Source organism: Ferribacterium limneticum (assembly GCF_020510625.1).
In the GTDB taxonomy this organism is placed as follows: domain Bacteria; phylum Pseudomonadota; class Gammaproteobacteria; order Burkholderiales; family Rhodocyclaceae; genus Azonexus; species Azonexus limneticus_A.
In genome coordinates this window covers 3,955,044-3,970,661 of record NZ_CP075191.1, presented here as the reverse complement: position 1 = coordinate 3,970,661, position 15,618 = coordinate 3,955,044, and the positions used below count along the sequence as shown (strand labels likewise).

At 62.7% G+C, this 15,618-nt stretch carries 13 protein-coding genes; 9 read left to right on the top strand and 4 right to left on the bottom strand.

Annotated elements, in window-relative coordinates; genetic code table 11:
* Positions 1-10 precede the first annotated feature (10 nt).
* Positions 11-5,098 (bottom strand): RecQ family ATP-dependent DNA helicase, encoded by a 5,088-nt coding sequence (locus KI617_RS19025; RefSeq protein WP_226449014.1) that lies wholly within the window; start codon positions 5,096-5,098, stop codon positions 11-13.
* A gap of 153 nt (positions 5,099-5,251) precedes the next feature.
* Between KI617_RS19025 and hypF the strand changes: the two genes are divergently transcribed.
* Positions 5,252-7,528: a carbamoyltransferase HypF gene (gene hypF, locus KI617_RS19020; RefSeq protein WP_226449013.1), complete on the top strand. Its 2,277-nt coding sequence runs from the start codon at positions 5,252-5,254 to the stop codon at positions 7,526-7,528.
* Positions 7,529-7,644: 116 nt separating this feature from the next.
* Here hypF and KI617_RS19015 read toward each other — a convergent pair whose 3' ends face one another.
* Genes KI617_RS19015 through KI617_RS20580 form a run of 3 tightly spaced genes read right to left on the bottom strand, consistent with a single transcriptional unit; the run spans position 7,645 to position 8,552 of the window.
* Positions 7,645-7,887 (bottom strand): hypothetical protein, encoded by a 243-nt coding sequence (locus tag KI617_RS19015; protein WP_226449012.1) that lies wholly within the window; start codon positions 7,885-7,887, stop codon positions 7,645-7,647.
* Between the two features lie 55 nt (positions 7,888-7,942).
* Positions 7,943-8,395: a type II toxin-antitoxin system HicB family antitoxin gene (locus KI617_RS19010; RefSeq protein WP_226449011.1), complete on the bottom strand. Its 453-nt coding sequence runs from the start codon at positions 8,393-8,395 to the stop codon at positions 7,943-7,945.
* 7 nt (positions 8,396-8,402) lie between these two features.
* Positions 8,403-8,552: a hypothetical protein gene (locus tag KI617_RS20580; protein ID WP_404826823.1), complete on the bottom strand. Its 150-nt coding sequence runs from the start codon at positions 8,550-8,552 to the stop codon at positions 8,403-8,405.
* A 358-nt stretch (positions 8,553-8,910) separates the two neighbouring features.
* Between KI617_RS20580 and KI617_RS19000 the strand changes: the two genes are divergently transcribed.
* From KI617_RS19000 to hybE, 8 genes are all read left to right on the top strand, one after another.
* Entirely contained in the window at positions 8,911-9,168 is a 258-nt protein-coding gene (locus KI617_RS19000) for a hypothetical protein (RefSeq protein WP_226449009.1), read from the top strand.
* The gene (locus KI617_RS18995) at positions 9,086-10,258 is read left to right on the top strand and encodes a hydrogenase small subunit (RefSeq protein ID WP_226449008.1); all 1,173 of its coding nucleotides are present in this window, start codon (positions 9,086-9,088) and stop codon (positions 10,256-10,258) included. Before KI617_RS19000 ends, KI617_RS18995 begins: the two co-directional genes overlap by 83 nt.
* Position 10,259: 1 nt before the next feature.
* Entirely contained in the window at positions 10,260-11,297 is a 1,038-nt protein-coding gene (gene hybA / locus KI617_RS18990; RefSeq protein WP_226449007.1) for a hydrogenase 2 operon protein HybA, read from the top strand.
* Positions 11,294-12,454 (top strand): Ni/Fe-hydrogenase cytochrome b subunit, encoded by a 1,161-nt coding sequence (gene hybB, locus KI617_RS18985; RefSeq protein ID WP_226449006.1) that lies wholly within the window; start codon positions 11,294-11,296, stop codon positions 12,452-12,454. Before hybA ends, hybB begins: the two co-directional genes overlap by 4 nt.
* A gap of 21 nt (positions 12,455-12,475) precedes the next feature.
* On the top strand, positions 12,476-14,188 hold the full coding sequence (locus KI617_RS18980) for a nickel-dependent hydrogenase large subunit (protein ID WP_226449005.1): 1,713 nt from the start codon (positions 12,476-12,478) through the stop codon (positions 14,186-14,188).
* A gap of 67 nt (positions 14,189-14,255) precedes the next feature.
* On the top strand, positions 14,256-14,735 hold the full coding sequence (locus tag KI617_RS18975) for a HyaD/HybD family hydrogenase maturation endopeptidase (protein WP_226449004.1): 480 nt from the start codon (positions 14,256-14,258) through the stop codon (positions 14,733-14,735).
* Positions 14,735-15,025 carry a HypC/HybG/HupF family hydrogenase formation chaperone gene (locus KI617_RS18970; RefSeq protein WP_226449002.1) on the top strand — a complete coding sequence of 97 codons (291 nt, stop codon included), beginning with the start codon at positions 14,735-14,737 and terminating at the stop codon, positions 15,023-15,025. The genes KI617_RS18975 and KI617_RS18970 overlap by 1 nt, the downstream gene beginning before the upstream one ends.
* A complete protein-coding gene (hybE, locus tag KI617_RS18965; RefSeq protein WP_226449000.1) occupies positions 15,018-15,569 on the top strand; it encodes a [NiFe]-hydrogenase assembly chaperone HybE in 552 nt (183 codons plus the stop codon). Before KI617_RS18970 ends, hybE begins: the two co-directional genes overlap by 8 nt.
* The last annotated feature ends 49 nt before the right edge of the window (positions 15,570-15,618 follow it).

The window sequence follows — 15,618 nt, the reverse complement described above, 5'->3', positions numbered from 1 at the left end:
CCAGCCGGATTCATCGGCCAAAAACCAGTTCGGGAACCACCACTTCCCAGCGTTCGCACTGGCAACGGTCGGCGTATTCGGCGCTGCTGTCGCGTTGGCGCCAGACGACAATGGCGTGCACGCGGGCGGCGATACAGCGCAGGTCGGGGGGCGGCTTGAAATTTTGTGACAGGCGACCGACGGCGATGCCGTCCGGGGTCAGCAGGGCGTAGCCGCGTTGATCGGCTGAAAACTGCAGTACATCGCCGACCTTGAGTGCTGCGACGCGGGCGTGGATGCGTTCCCCGGTCTTTTTTCGGCCGGCAAAGCCGAGGTCGATTTCCCTCAGGCTTGGGATGATGTAGCGGTGATCTAGTCCGGGCGGTTCGGGCAGCCATGCGCTGGCTGGCCGGCGTAGCAGGGCCGGGCTGTCGGGCAGGCAGTCGATGAGCGGGTTGCCGATGTCGAGGCGGGCCAGGGTCAGCGTCTGGCGGGCGCGGGTCATCGCCACGTAGTAAAGGCGGCGGGCGGCGTCGGCATCCTCGCCTTTCTGCCCTGTCCACTCGCCATCCAGCACGAAGACGTGGTCGAACTCCAGCCCTTTGGCACGGTGTGCGGACAGCAGGAGCAGGCCAGTTTGTCGGTGGCGGTTGGCGCGGCCCCATTCGGCCAGCCAGTCGCGGAAATAGTCGAGCGTGACCTCGGCGCCCTGAGTATCGTCGGCAAAGGCAGCGACTGCGTCGCGCACGCTGTCGGCCCAGCCGTTGGCCGGCCGTGCGGCCATCCAGCCTGAGAGAATGCCGGACGAGATGAGCGCGCCATGCGCCTCGGCAAAGGCGAGCAGGGCCTGGGTTTCGCGCAGGCGCCAGAGCGGCGGCGCTTCCTCGTCGGCCATGCTGACCGGCAGGCTGTGCGCCTCGCAGGCGGCACGCAGGGGGTCGAGGTATTTCCACTGGCGGGCGATGACGGCGGTTCGGCTGAGATCGAGCCCGAGCGAGCGCAAGCGTTCGATTTCGGTCAGTAAGGCCATCGCCTGTTGTTCGGCGTTGCGCCCGGCCGACAGGATTTGCACCCGGCCTTGTCCGACGCTGTCGCGGCCTTGCCAGTTGCCGCCCGGTGGCGATTTGTCGCGGGCTGCGTTGATCCGGATCGGCTGCGTGGTTTTCATGCGCTCGCCGGCCGGGGCGATCAGGGCATTGGCGGTGGCGATGATGTTGGCGGTCGACCGGTAGTTCTCGACCAGAAAGCGGGTTTGAGCCTGGTAGTCGTCGGCAAACTTGCGGATGAATTCGACTGAGGCGCCGACGAAGGCGTAGATGTTCTGGTCGTCGTCGCCGACCGCGAACAGGTTCAGCCTGCCGTCCTCGTCGCTGCGCTTGCGGCCGGCCAGCGCCGAGATCAGGGCGTATTGGGCGGGGCCGGTGTCCTGGTATTCATCGACGAAGATCCAGCGGAAGCCGGCCAGCAGGCGGTCGCGCTGTGCGTCGGCATCTTCCGGTGGCAAGCCTCTCCCTTCGAGCAGCGCCGTGGCTTCGCTGAGGATGGCATCGAAATCGTCGTCGTTTTGTGCCTGCCGCTCGGCAAAACTGGCGCCGACCAGGCGCATGGCCAAGGCGTGGCAGGTGAGCACGGTGACGCCAATGGCATCATTGCCGATCAGCTCGCGCAGGCGGTGGCGGATTTCCAGCGCCGCATGACGGTTGTAGGCCAGCGCCACGATGGCCCGGGGGTTCTCGCGGCGGATACGTACCAGGTAGGCGATACGATGCACCAGCACCCGTGTCTTGCCGGCACCCGGCCCGGCCAGCACCAGCGTGTTGGTGTTGTCCCGGTCGTCGGCGACGATGGTGCGCTGGTTGGGCTTGGTCAGCGTTTCGACGATGCTTTCCCACGATTGCGGCGTGGTTTGACGCTCCAGTTCTTCCTCTCGCCCGGGCAGCCAGCGCTGGCAAAAGACATCGCGCGACAGGCTGAAGTAATCCATGGCCAGTTGCAGCGCTTCGGCCATGCGCTCGATGCCGCGCTCGGCGTACTCGGCCATGATGTGGATTTGCCGGGTCAGTTCGTTGTAGTGCAGTTGCAGTGGCTGGTAATTGCTCTTTTCAAATTGCAGCTTCCAGTTGCTCTCAAGCTGTAAGGTCATCGCCGTGCGGAAGACGGCCAGCCCCTTGTTCAGGCGCAGGATGTCTTGTTCGTGCAGCCAGAGCAGGGCACGGTCGACCAGCTTGTCGACGTGTCCATTCTCGGCGGCGAGCAGGGCATCGCCGGCAACGCTGGCGGCCAGTTTGCCCAGCGTGGTTTCGGCCAGCAGGTCAATGCCGCGGGCGCCGTTGGGCAGGCAAGACAGCCAATGGGCGAGCAGCAGGCCGGCGGCAGTGCGGCGCCGTTCGGCGGTCTTGTCCAGCGCAGCCCAACTGCGGTTGAGCGTGACGAATACGGTTTCCGGGTCGCTGGCCCGCTTGAAAGTGATGCTGCCGCGCCCATCAGGGCAATTGTGGTCATTGCGGCCATCGCCGGCCAGACCCTTGAGGATCAGGCCAAGGCTGTGCGGCAGGGCTTGGGGGTGGCCTTCATCCTTGAGACGCTGGGCCAGCAGCCGCAGGTTGAGCGGGTAGCCGTCGCCGGCAATCACATCGGGCGCCGTTTCACGCAGTTGGGCGATCAGCGCGGTTTCCAGCGCGCAGGCCACCTCGAAGCGCTTCTTCGAGGCATTTTCGACGCCGACATGGAGGAAGGCGGTCATTCCCGTGTCGTTGCTGGAAATGCCCAGCCGGTCGAAGAGATAAAGCGCCTCGCGCAAGGCCGTGGCCTCGAAACCGGCGCTGACCATCAGTTCGTCGGTAGTGATGCCTTCGTCGGCCGGGGCGACCATCAGGATCTGCAGCAGATTCAGGTATTTTTTCCGCTCTTCCGGTGCCGGGATGCTGCTCGCCAGCTTGCTTTCGGCTTCGGCCAAATCCTTGACCCGTAGCGAGGACGGAAAAATCTGCACGCTGTTTTCCTCGCGTCGTACGAGGCCGGCTTCTTCCAGCCAGGCGACGGCGGTGCGGACGCGGGTGTCGTCGGTGGCGATGTCGCGCTTGAGGCTGCCTTCCTCGTCTTCATCGAGAATCTCGCCAGAGGTGGCGACGATCGGTTCCTCGCGGTTTTTCTTGCGCTGAATCTGGCGCAGGGCGCGCAGCACGCTCTGGATGTCGCGCCGCGACAGGCGTGAGTTGGCCGACATACTGTGCTGGCGCTCGACGTCGTCGGCGGTGTAGAGCAGCACGCAACGCGCCGCCGCTCGGTCGCGACCGGCCCGGCCGGCTTCCTGCAGGTAGTTTTCCAGCGAACCGGGGATGTCGGCGTGGACGACGAGGCGCACGTCGGGTTTGTCGATGCCCATGCCGAAGGCGTTGGTGGCGGCGATGACGCGCAATTCGCCAGTGATGAAAGCCTTTTGCGTGTTCTTCTTGGTTTCCGGCGGCAGGCGGGCGTGATAGGCCGCTGCAGCCAGGCCCTTTTCCCGGAGAAACTGCGCTAGCTCTTCGGTCTGCTTGCGCGTGGCGCAGTAGGCGATGGCGCCACCGGATTTTTCCGGCGGCAACTCGTCGGCGATCAGGCGGCCGACCAGGTCGTATTTTTCGCCCGGCGTGGTCGGGATGACGTCGAAGCGCAGGTTGTCGCGCCGGGCGCCGCCGTCGAGCACGCGCATGGCGATGCCCAGCTTTTCCCGGAAATGCCCGACGATATCGGTGACGACTTCCGGCTTGGCGGTGGCAGTCAGGCACTGGATCAGCGGCAGCGTCTTGTCCGGCGAGGCGTCGCGGCTTTCGGCAATGAAGCGGGCGACGTAGCGGTAATCCGGTCGGAAATCCTGGCCCCATTTCGACAGGCAGTGGGCTTCGTCGAAAATCCAGGCGCCGATTTCGCGCTGTGCCAGCACTTTGCGCACACTGCGATTGCGCAACTGCTCCGGGGCGATGAGCAGGATGCCAACGTCGCCCAGGCGCACGCGGTCGAGCACGTCGGCCCGTTCCGGCATGTTGAGCAGGCCGTTTATCGCCGCGCAGCAGTCGATGCCGCGCTCGCGCAAGCCCTTGACCTGGTCCTCCATTAGCGCGACCAGTGGCGAGATGACGACCGACAGCGCGCCGGTGCGGACAAAGCGCGATAGGGCGGGAATCTGGTAGCACAGCGACTTGCCTGTGCCGGTCGGCAGGATGCCGAGGTTGTGATCGCCGCGCATGGCGCTTTCGACGATGACCTGCTGCAGCGGCTGGCCACTGTCCTTGTCGACCGGCTCGGGACGAAATGCGTAGTTCTTGCCGAACCAGTGCTGCAACTGCTTCAGTGCGTCATGTTCGCGGCGACACCAGGCGCAGTCGGGGGCGGCGCAGGGCGTGTCGCGAAGTTGGCGGATAAGGCGGCCGGCCTCGGGAAACTGGAAGCGCACCCAGGGTGGCATCACCGAATTGCCGCCGGCCACCGACAGCCAGGCCAGCGCGTAGGCCAGCGGCCAGGCGTGGTCTTCGGCAGCGGCAATGATCTGGCGGCTGGTCGTTGTGCAGCTTTGTCCATCAAGGAGACGGGCGATGGCGGCGCGGGCTTCGTCGGCACTCGGAGCGGCACTGTGGCGAGTGACCATGAAAAACCGGTTCAAGCCGGAAATGGACTGATCACGCGTCGTCAGCCAGTGCCAGGCGAGTAGCAGATCGGGAGCAGCCTGCTGCATCTGCTGCAGGCTGTGTTCCTGGTCGCAAAATACCTGCAAGGCCAGTTCGGCATCGAGCAGTGGATTGTTCTTGCGGTTGCCCAGCAGTTGCCCATCCTGGTAGTGCTTGACCAGATGGTGGTAGGGGTTCTTCGGGAAGGCCAGCGGGTTGAGGCGCAGGGTGTCGATAGCTGGCTTGGCCAGCAGCCGCAGGTTGGGGTTGGCGGCGCGCAGTTGCGGCAGATCGAAGGCGATCAGATTGTGGCCGAGCAGAAAGGCTGCGTCGTCAGCCAACGCATCAAGCTGGTTTAGTGCTTCCGGGAGTTTGCCGGGCGGATAGTTCAGGCGGGCGTCGCTATCGCCGCGCAGCCCGGCTAGTTGGTGAATGACGGCGCTGCGGATGCCGACTTCGAGATCGATGCTCAAACAACGCGGCTTGCTGCGCGTGGGGTCGGGGATTGAATCGGAATCGCTGCGCACGGAGGGGCGAAAAGGCTGGCCGGTTGGTATCTGGGTGGCATTGTAATGCGCGAAATCATGGCTCGGCGTAAGCTCACCACTTTTCTCCGGGGAAATGGCATGACTGCTCGGCTGTTCCGTATTCGAGGCCTCGTCCAGGGCGTCGGCTTTCGCCCCTATGTCTGGCGACTGGCCGTCGAACTCGGGCTGAACGGCTGGGTGCGTAATGATGGCGGCGGGGTGATTGCCGCAGTGGCTGGCGAAAAGCTTGCCGAATTCGTCACCCGTTTGCCGCGTGAGGCCCCGCGACTGGCCCGTATCGATGCCATCGACAGCGAGCCGGCCGAAGTGACGGCCCCCGGTTTCACCATCCTCGATAGCGAGGCGGGCGAAGTCAAAACCGCCATCGGCCCGGATGCTGCCATCTGCCCCGAGTGCATCGCCGATCTGTTCGATCCGGCCAATCTCCGCTGGCGCTACGCCTTCACCACCTGCACCCACTGCGGCCCGCGCTACACCGTCAGCCAGCGCATTCCCTACGACCGGGCGCAAACCAGTCTCGCCTCTTTCCCGCTGTGCCCTCCGTGCAACGACGAATACACAAGGCCCAGCGACCGCCGCTTTCACGCCGAAACCACCTGCTGCCCCGATTGCGGCCCGCAACTGAGTCTGCTAGATGCCGCCGGTCAGCCGCTGGCCGGCGACTCGATTGCCGAAACCCTGCATCTGCTGCGCACCGGCAAGATCGTTGCCATCAAGGGGCTGGGCGGCTTCCATCTGGCTTGCGATGCACGCGACGCTGCGGCCGTGGCTGAACTGCGCGAACGCAAGCAGCGCGAGGAAAAACCCTTCGCCGTGATGGGCCTGAATGCCGCTTCGCTGGCCGCGCATGCGCGGATCGGAGCCGGCGAACTGGCGCTGCTGCAAGGCTTGGCGGCCCCCATCGTGCTCTGCGCCAAGGGCGGCAGCGAACTCAAGGGCATCGCACCCGGCCTCGCCTGGCTCGGTGTCATGCTGCCGACCACGCCACTGCATTTGCTGCTCTGGCACGAAGCCGCCGGCCGCCCGGCCGGTACCGACTGGCTTAACCAGCCGAGCGACCTGCTGCTGGTCATGACCAGCGCCAATCCGCACGGCGAGCCGTTGGTCATCGCCAACGACGAGGCACGAGAACGCCTGGCCGGCATTGCTGATGCCTACCTGATCCACAACCGCGAGATCGTCATCCGCTGCGATGATTCCGTCGTGCGGGCAACAGCGGCCGGCCCGGCCTTCATCCGCCGCGCCCGCGGCTACGTGCCGGTGCCGATTCATTTGGCCGACGACGGCCCGAACGTGCTGGCGCTGGGCGGCTACCTGAAGAACACCCTCTGCGTCATGAAAGGCCGCGAAGCCTTCCTGTCGCAGCACATCGGCGGCCTCGACAACGTCGCCGCCATCGGCTTCCTCGAAGAGACGGTTGAACACCTGCTGGCCATCCTCGACGTGACGCCCGAACTGATCGCCCACGACCTGCACCCCGATTTCCCATCCACCCATCTGGCCCTGCGCCTGGCCGAAAAACTGGGTGTTCCCGCCATCGCCATCGGCCACCACCAGGCTCATATCGCCGCCATCTGCGCCGAACATGGCATCAACGAACCGATTCTCGGGCTGGCGCTCGATGGCGTCGGCCTCGGCCCGGACGGCGGCGCCTGGGGCGGCGAACTGCTGCGCCTCGGCGGTGCCGATTGCCAACGCCTCGGCCACCTCCACCCGCTGGCCATGCCCGGTGGAGATCGCGCGGCGAAAGAGCCGTGGCGCATGGCCGTCTCAGCCCTGCACGGCGCCGGCCTCGGCTATCGCGTCGGCGGCTGGATCAAGCAGTACTACCCGAGCCGTGACCCCGGCCCGCTGCTCACCATGCTCGACCGAAAACTACGCTGCCCGCCAACCACCAGCCTCGGCCGCTGGTTCGACGCCGCCGCCGGCCTGCTCGGCGTGCGTGACCTGATGCACTACGAAGGGCAGGCGGCGATGGAACTCGAAGGCCTCGCCGCCAAACACGGCCCGGTCGAACCCTTGTCCGGTGGCTATGCCCTGAGCGAACAGGGCAAAGTACTCGACTTCTCGCCGCTACTGCCGGCCCTGATGGGCTGCAAGGACAACGCCGCCTACGGCGCCGCCCTCTTCCACGCCACGGTAGCAGCCGGGCTGGCTGAATGGGTAAATGCTACGGTCGACGGGAAAAAAGGGGCAAAAATCGCAATCGGTGGAGGCTGTGCGATGAATGTCGTGCTGATGACGGCATTGCGCGACCACTTCTCCTCAGTTGGTCTCGATCTACTCGAAGCCCGCCAAGCCCCCCCTAACGACGGCGGCCTAGCGTTCGGGCAGGCGTGGGTGGCGCGGCTGTAGCGGATTACCTTGGAATCGCTGCACAACGCGTAGGAACAAATAGACCCCAGCGTTACGTGGATAGCGCTGTACTCCAAAAGAAAACCCGCCGAAGCGGGTTTAATAGCTGATGCAAATTATTTCTTTTTTGTCATCCGGGATTTGGGTGGTGGATTTACCACTGCCGCATCTACCGAAAGCGGACCGATTTGAGCAGATCTCGCTAGCCCCATTTTGGACACCCCAATCATGGCTCCCGGTGCCTGCATGTCGGGGGTTGGTCCAAAAGCCCCCATGCCAATTTGGAACTCGATCAGTAAATCGAAATTTCCTTCGTGCAACCCGTAGTGCTTGATCAGTAATGCCGTCAGGTCTTTCACCGAAAGCGGGTCTCCTACCGGCAAGGGCCCGATACCAATCTGGAAGGGGGGAGGATTAGTGTTTGCTTGCATACAACATCGTTCCCCATTGCGCATCCATCATGCCTGCAACTTGCATAGTGACTGGCTGATCAGGCATTTCGACGGTTAGTTTCACATTGTGATTGACGTCCGTCTTGATGTTTACATAGGCATCAAGAGCACGAACTACAACGTCGTTAAGCGAGATATCGTCGGCGATTGCTCGGAGCGCAGCAGCTTTGTGCAATGCGGAAGGGACGCGAACGTTAAATTGACCCTTTAGAGGTTTTTTCGGCTCTCGATTAAGCAGAGCGCAAGTCTCAATATAGTCATCGACGGCAGCCTCAAATTCCTTCTGAAGGTTTGAAGGCGAGTCTGCCTCGTAGGTTACCAAGTCATCAATGAAAAGGATTTTTCCGCGGCAAGCAAAACGCTCCATATCGAGCTCTGCCGTACCTTCATAGTCCTTGTGCTTGAGAATGTTCACTTTGTCCTCAGATGAATTGATGCGTCTTTAAATGTTCAATAACGTCCGCTATGCAGCTCTTGTCCACATTTGGTGATGGGTGAGGTTCATGGCAAATAATCAATGCATTTTTCCCGCGGTGAAAAAATTTCCGTCTCGACCCGCTACCTTTAAGCATCTCGTAGCCTAGATGCTCCAACACTACCTTTAGTTCGGACCATTTAATGTCCGCTGCCGGTGGATTGGATGTCAATCGTGCTAAGGCTTTTTGATGCTTTGACATATAGGTTACTTGAACGGGCTGCGGATTGTAACTGAAAAATAGTTACATGGTGTAACTGTTTCCACCGTGTTGGTAATGCACACCGCTCCACGGTCGTGCGAATGAGACAGGGCAATGTCATCTAATCTGATGCCGTTGTCAATCGATTAAGGGGGCAACTCGGGGATGTATAGGACTCAGCTTCGCCTCCAAAATATCTACTCCTCAAGTCTGACAAGCCCCTGATCACCTCGCCTTGCGAAGTGGAAAGCCTATGCCGGGTTTTTTGCCGGGTTTTGACGATGAATTTTTACAAGTGATTGTAAATAATGAAATTTATTTACTGGCCCGCTTGTTGCTGTTAGCTATTCCAATAAAACAATTGCCTGATCCCCAGCAGAGAGGCGTGTCGGCCAGTGGCCGACGTGAAAGCAAAAAAGGGGAGATCCATGGCCAACCAAAATTTGATTTCGCTGGAACAGGACGATCGCATCGAAGCTGCGGCTGCGCGTTTGTCGATGGACCGGCGTGAGTTCCTGCAATTCTGCGCCGCACTGGCGACCACGCTGGGCTTGCCGCAAGGGGCGGATGCCGCGGTGGCCGAGGCGGTGGCGACCAAGAAGCGGCCGAGTGTGATCTGGCTGCATTTTCAGGAATGCACCGGGTGTACCGAGTCCATCCTGCGCGCCGAGCATCCGACGCTGGAAAAGCTGATTCTCGACGTCATTTCGCTCGATTACCACGAGACGCTGTTCGCGGCGGCTGGCCACCAGGTCGAAGCGGCGCGCAAGACGGCGATGGCCGAGAACAAGGGCAAGTACATCCTGGTCGTCGAGGGTGCTATCCCGACCCGCGACAACGGCATCTACTGCAAGATCGGCGGCAAGACGGCGATCGAGCTGCTGACCGAATGTGCGGCCGACGCGGCAGCGGTGATCGCCATCGGTTCCTGCGCTTCGTGGGGTGGCATGCCGTCGACCGATCCGAATCCGACCGGCGCCAAGGGCGTGGACAAGGTGCTCGGCAAGCCGGTGGTGACCATCCCCGGCTGCCCGCCCAATCCGTACAACTTCCTGTCCACGGTCGTCCATTTCCTGACCTTCGGCGCCCTGCCGGCGGTCGATCACCTCGGTCGCCCGAAATTCGCCTATTCCCGCCTGGTGCATGAAAACTGCGAGCGCCGCGCCCACTTTGATGCTGGCCGCTTCGCCATGGAGTTCGGTGATGACGGCCACCGCAAGGGCCACTGCCTGTACAAGCTGGGTTGCAAGGGGCCGGAAACCTACGCCAACTGTCCGACCATCCAATTCGGTGACGCGGGTGCCGGTACCTGGCCAGTCGGCTGCGGCCACCCCTGCATCGGCTGTACCGAGCAGGGCGTCGGCTTCGAGAAGCCGATCCATGCAGTGGCCAAGCTGAAGAACATCGAGCCTTCCGCCTTCCTGCCGCGCATCGTCGAGGAAAAGGGTGTCGGCGCGACGCTTGGCTCGGCTGCTGTGCTGGCCGCCGTGGCGGGTGCAGCAGCGGGTGCCGGGGCGATGGTCGCCAAGAATCTCGGCCTGTCGCACAAGGCCGAGCAGATGGAAGAAGCGAAGAAGTCTGGCGAAAAAACGGAGGTCTGACATGACATCCCGACGCAATTTTCTACGGAGCTGCCTGGCCGGCGGCGCAGCGGCTGCTTCGGCCGTGCTGCCGGAAACGGCCTGCGCCCGCGATACCCTCGTTCGACCGCCAGAAGGCCTCGGCCTGCTTTACGACGCCACGTTGTGCGTCGGTTGCCAGGCTTGCGTGGCAGCCTGCAAGCAGGCTAACGAGAACCCGGCTGAATTCACGGCCATGGACAAGTTGTGGGATACGCCGCTCGACACCAGCGGCCACACCTTCAACCTGATCAAGATGTACCGCAACGGCACGATGGAAACGAAGGACAGCGAACTGAACGGCTTCTCCTTCATGAAGACTTCGTGCATGCACTGCGCCGACCCGTCCTGCGTCTCGGCCTGCCCGGTGTCGGCGATGACCAAGGATCCGGTGACCGGCGTCGTCGGCTACGACCCCGACGCCTGCATCGGCTGCCGCTACTGCGTCGCCGCCTGCCCGTTCGGCATTCCGAAGTACCAGTACGATTCGCCGACCGGCAAGATCGGCAAGTGCGAGCTGTGCCGGCATCGTCACAAGGACGGTCATTATTCGGCCTGCGCCGAGGTTTGCCCGACCGGCGCCACGCTGTTCGGCCGCACCGAGGATTTGCTGGCCGAAGCCAAGCGCCGTCTGGCTGTCAAGCCGGGCGAATGGACGACCATTCCGCGTGGCCGCCTGCCGGCCAAGGGCGAAACACCCGAGCAGGCAGCCCAGTGGAAAGGCCTGGTCGACCAAAGCTATCAGGCGAAGGTCGGCAACTACCTGCAGCACGTCTATGGCGAAACCGAATATGGCGGTACTCAGGTGCTGAAGCTGTCGGCGGTCAATTTCCAGAAGGCCGGCCTGCCGGACCTGCCGCCGAAATCTTCGGCTGCCACCTCGGAAACCATCCAGCACACGCTGTACGGCGGCCTGATCATGCCGCTCGCCGTGCTCGCCGGCCTGACCTGGGTCGCCAAGCGCAACGTCGTGCCGGAAGACGATGAAGCGAGTAAAAACCAGAAGGGAGGGCAATCATGAGCGCCCATCATCCCGCCGCCCCGGTTGGCGGCAAGCTGTTCAATCTGCCGGTGATGATCTGTGGCCTGTTGATTGCGGCGATGTTTGCCGTGCTCTTCGTCCGCTTCATCTTCGGCCTCGGTGCGGTGACCAACCTGAACGACGGCTACCCGTGGGGTATCTGGGTGGTGGTCGATGTGGTCATCGGTTCGGCCTTCGCCTGCGGCGGCTTCTCGGTGGCCATGCTGGTCTATATCTTCAACCGCGGCCATTACCATCCGCTGGTGCGGCCGGCGCTGCTTGCCTCGCTGTTCGGCTACACGCTGGCCGGTGTCGGCGTGCTGTTCGACCTTGGTCGCTGGTGGAATTTCTGGCACATCCTGTGGCCGGGCTACGCCAATCCCAATTCGGTGATGTTCGAGGTGGCGGTGTGCATCTCGGCCTACATCACGGTGATGTGGATTGAATTCTCGCCGGTCTTCATGGAGCAATGGGGCCTGAAGGTGCAGAAGCAGAAGCTGGAGAAGGTGCTGTTCTTCTTCATCGCACTCGGCACGCTGTTGCCGATGATGCACCAGTCCTCGCTCGGCACCATGCTGGTGGTCATGGGGCCGCAGGTCAATCCGCTGTGGCAGACGCCCATCGTGCCGCTGCTCTACCTGCTGTCGGCCATCACCATCGGCTACGGCATCGTGCTCTTCGAATCCTGCATCGCGGCTTCGGCCTACCGGCGCGAGATTGAGATGCACCTGTTGCAGCCGATGGCCAAGATCATGCTCGGCGTGCTGGCCGCTTTCCTGGCCGTGCGCTTCGGCGATCTGGTGGTGCGTGGCGCGCTTGGCCATGCGCTGAAGCCCAGCCTTGAAGCCTTCTTCTTCTGGCTGGAAATGGCCTGCTTCGTCGCGCCGTACTTCATCGTCGGCACAGCGGGCGCCCGGCGCAACCCGGCCCGGCTGTTCGTCGCCGGCTGCTCGATCATGCTCGGCGGCATCCTGCTCCGCATCAACGGCTTCCTGATCGGCTACGACACCGGTCTCGGCGTCGACCACGGCTGGAACTATTTCCCGAGCATCGCCGAACTGCTGGTCACCCTCGGCATGTTCGCGCTCGAAGTGCTCGGCTACATCATCATCACCCGTCGCTTCCCGGTTCTGCCCCGGGAAGGCGCCGCACACTGAATTCAGGGATAGGAGAACAACATGAACAAACGTGTCACCATCGACCCGGTCACCCGTATCGAAGGTCACCTCCGCGTCGACGTCGAAGTGGACGGCGGCCGCGTCAAGAAGGCCTGGGCCTCCGGCCAGATGTGGCGGGGCGTCGAGAATATCCTGATCGGCCGCGATCCGCGCGACGCCTGGGCAATCACCCAGCGCATCTGCGGCGTGTGCACCACCGTGCATGCCATTGCTTCGGTGCGTGCCGTCGAGAACGCGCTGCAGCTGGAAATCCCGGTCAACGCGCAATACATCCGCAACATGATCATCCTGGCCCACGCCGTGCATGATCACATCGTCCATTTCTATCACCTGTCGGCGCTCGATTGGGTCGACGTGGTCAGCGCGCTGAAGGCCGATCCGGCCAAGACCGCCAGCCTGGCCGAAAGCCTTTCCAACTGGAGCGGCAACAGCAAGGCTGAATTCACCAAGGTACAGGAACGCCTGAAGGGCTTCGTCGGCACCGGCCAGCTCGGCATTTTCACCAACGGCTACTGGGGCCATCCGGCCATGAAGCTGACGCCGGAAGTGAACCTGCTGGCTGTTTCGCACTACCTGCAGGCGCTGGAAGTGCAGCGCTACGCCAGCAAGATTGTTGCCGTGCTCGGCTCCAAGTCGCCGCACATCCAGAACGTCGCCGTTGGCGGCGTCGCCAACCCGCTGTCGGTCGATTCGCAGTCGGTGCTGACGGTCGAGCGCCTGCTGGCGATCAAGGAATGGATGCTGAAGCTGGAAGACTTCGTCAAGAATGTCTATCTGATCGACGTCGGCGCCATCGGCGGCTTCTACGCCGACTGGACCAAGTACGGCAAGGGCATCACCGACTACCTGTGCGTGCCGGATATTCCGCTCGACGGCAAGGGAGAGAAGTTTGCGCTGCCCGGCGGCTACATCGAAGGCGGCAAGCTGGAGAGCTTCAAGGCGATCACGACCTTCAACGACAAGTACTTCACCGACGGCGTGTCCGAGGCGATCAAGCATTCCTGGTACAACTACAGCGGTGGCAACGACAAGTCGCTGCATCCGTACAAGGGCGAAACGACGCCGAATTACACCGACTTCCAGGATGACGGAAAGTATTCGTGGCTGAAGTCGCCGACCTTCTACGGCAAGCCGATGCAGGTCGGCCCGCTGCCGCGCGTCATGAACATGCTGGCCGCCGGTCACGAGCCGACCAAGAAGTACGCCACTGCAGCGCTCGATCTGGTCTCCACGGTCGCCGGCGCCAAGGTTGGCGTCGAGGCGCTGCATTCGACCATCGGCCGCCATGCGGCGCGGGCGGTCGGCTGCGCGGTGCAGGTCGATGAACTGATCAACCAGTGGGATCTGCTGCTCGCCAACATGGCCAAGGGCGACCTGAAGACTTTCAACCGTCCGGTCTTCCCGAAGGGCGAGCAGATGGGGGTCGGCTTCCACGAGGCGCCGCGCGGCGTGCTGTCGCACTGGGTGGTCATCGATTCCGGCAAGATCAAGAACTACCAGTGCGTCGTGCCGACCACCTGGAATGCCGCGCCGCGCAACGAAAAAGACCAGCCGGGCGCTTATGAGGCCTGCCTGATCGACAACCCGGTGGCCGATCCCGAGAAACCGCTTGAGGTCTTGCGCACGGTGCACTCCTTCGACCCCTGCCTGGCTTGCGCTGTGCATGTGGTCGATCAGGAGAACAATCCGGTGGTCACGGTGAAGGCGGTTTGATCGACCGCAAATGAACTCTGCGTTGGGGGCGCGACAATGCTCGCGCCCCGTTTTTTTGGAATTGAACATGCGTATCGTCGTATTGGGTATAGGCAACATCCTGCTGACCGATGAGGGTGTCGGCGTTCGCACCATCGAAGCCTTGGAGCGCGACTACGTGCTGCCGCCGGACGTCGAAGTAATCGACGGCGGCACTTGCGGCATGGAGATGCTGGAGCAGCTGGAAGACCTCGATGGCCTGATCGTTGTCGATTGCGTCCGTGCCAATCAGCCGCCGGCCACCCCCATCCTGCTCAAGGGCGACGACGTGCCGGTCTTCTTCAAGACCAAGTTGTCGCCGCATCAGGTCAGCCTGTCCGATGTGCTGGCCAGTCTGGAATTCACGGACAAGGCCCCGAAGTCGATTGCCATCGTCGGCATGCAGCCGGTGTCGATGAGCCTAGGCATGAAACTGTCACCCGAGGTCGCGGCGCGGGTGCCGGAATTGATCGAAATGACGCTGGCCGAATTGCGCCTGCTCGGCATCGAAGCCAAGGCCCGCACCTGATGTGCCTGTCGATTCCGAAACGCATTGTCGAATGGGAAGGTGCGGGCGAAAATGCCGGCGATTTCGCCTGGGTCGAGCGGGATGGTGAGCGCGAACGCATCAATATGATGCTGATCGGCCCGCAGCCGGTCGGCACTTGGGTGCTGACCTCGTTGGGGCTGGCGCGGGAAGTGGTTGAAGACGAGCAGCGCTCGCTGATCGAGGATGCGCTCTCGGCGCTGGCCGCCTCGTTGGAGGGCGATTTCGATCCGACACTGCATTTTCAGGACTTGAACCGCCCGCATGACTGAACGCATTCGTACTCCCGCCCTGGCGCCACCGCCGATTCGTCCGGCCGTGCCGCGCGACGACGATCCTACCGCCTTCCTGGAAAAGCATTACCGTCACGTCTGGCAGACGCGCATGCGCGACATGCCTTTCGTCAACGCGGCCTTGGGCGTCGAGGCGATCGGCTTTGCCCGCTACGAAGGCGACTGGCTGGGTGTCGTGATCACGCCGTGGTTCCTCAACCTGGTGCTGGTCTCCGGTGGCGGCCAGTTGTGGGGCGACATTCCGGCCGGCGAACGGCGCTACCTGAACCTGCCCTGCGGCACCATGCAGTTTATTGCCGATGACGATCCCGATATCGGCCCTTACCAGTATTGTCCGCTGATCGCCCCGGTCACCAATCTGGCCGACATGGCGCAGGCGCGCGTGGTGGCGGTGGATGCCATCAAGACCGTATTTGCCCTGCCGGCGGCCACCCCGGAAGCGGTGCCGGCAGCTGCGGCAGAAGAGAAGCCGGCGGTTTCACGGCGTGGCTTTTTTCGGCGTCTGGCAGGCAAGCGAAATTGATTCCGGCGGGTTAGACTCTGCCACTATAAAAACGATATTGAGGAGCAAC

Bases quoted from the DNA above. Each gene is read 5' to 3' on its own strand.
- hypF (WP_226449013.1), top strand. From the start codon at position 5,252: ATGACTGCTCGGCTGTTCCGTATTCGAGGCCTCGTCCAGGGCGTCGGC.
- KI617_RS20580 (WP_404826823.1), bottom strand. From the start codon at position 8,552: ATGCTTAAAGGTAGCGGGTCGAGACGGAAATTTTTTCACCGCGGGAAA.
- KI617_RS19000 (WP_226449009.1), top strand. From the start codon at position 8,911: ATGCCGGGTTTTTTGCCGGGTTTTGACGATGAATTTTTACAAGTGATT.
- KI617_RS18995 (WP_226449008.1), top strand. From the start codon at position 9,086: ATGGCCAACCAAAATTTGATTTCGCTGGAACAGGACGATCGCATCGAA.
- hybA (WP_226449007.1), top strand. From the start codon at position 10,260: ATGACATCCCGACGCAATTTTCTACGGAGCTGCCTGGCCGGCGGCGCA.
- hybB (WP_226449006.1), top strand. From the start codon at position 11,294: ATGAGCGCCCATCATCCCGCCGCCCCGGTTGGCGGCAAGCTGTTCAAT.
- KI617_RS18980 (WP_226449005.1), top strand. From the start codon at position 12,476: ATGAACAAACGTGTCACCATCGACCCGGTCACCCGTATCGAAGGTCAC.
- KI617_RS18975 (WP_226449004.1), top strand. From the start codon at position 14,256: ATGCGTATCGTCGTATTGGGTATAGGCAACATCCTGCTGACCGATGAG.
- KI617_RS18970 (WP_226449002.1), top strand. From the start codon at position 14,735: ATGTGCCTGTCGATTCCGAAACGCATTGTCGAATGGGAAGGTGCGGGC.
- hybE (WP_226449000.1), top strand. From the start codon at position 15,018: ATGACTGAACGCATTCGTACTCCCGCCCTGGCGCCACCGCCGATTCGT.